We start from the raw sequence: 325 nt of genomic DNA on the forward strand, positions 1-325 counted from the left end.
GCCGGGAATGATGGTGCTGACACCCTCAAGCACCTCGCCGAGGACAGAGAGCGAATCCCCGTCTCCGTCTCCGTCTCCGTCTCCGTCGCCGTCACCATCCCCGTCGCCGTCACCATCTCCGTCGCCATCCCCGTCGCCGTCACCATCTCCGTCGCCGTCGCCGTCGCCATCCCCCGGGGCGGCGTTGCTGCCCTTGGACGAGGCGAGCACGCCGATGCCGGCCAGGCCGGCCACGCCCATCGCGATCATCTCCTCGTTCGCAAGCCCGGTGCCGATGCCCGCGGCCTCGCCCTCGACGGTCTGGGCGTTGCCGTCCACGCCGCTG

Annotated in this window: 1 protein-coding gene; it reads right to left on the reverse strand. The window is 71.4% G+C overall.

All coding sequences use genetic code 11. The features are described from left to right. Positions 1–325 (reverse strand): hypothetical protein (locus XINFAN_RS20265; RefSeq protein ID WP_199286487.1); only part of this gene is annotated, 325 nt, incomplete at both ends.

This window comes from Pseudogemmobacter humi (assembly GCF_900609055.1).
Classification (GTDB): domain Bacteria; phylum Pseudomonadota; class Alphaproteobacteria; order Rhodobacterales; family Rhodobacteraceae; genus Pseudogemmobacter; species Pseudogemmobacter humi.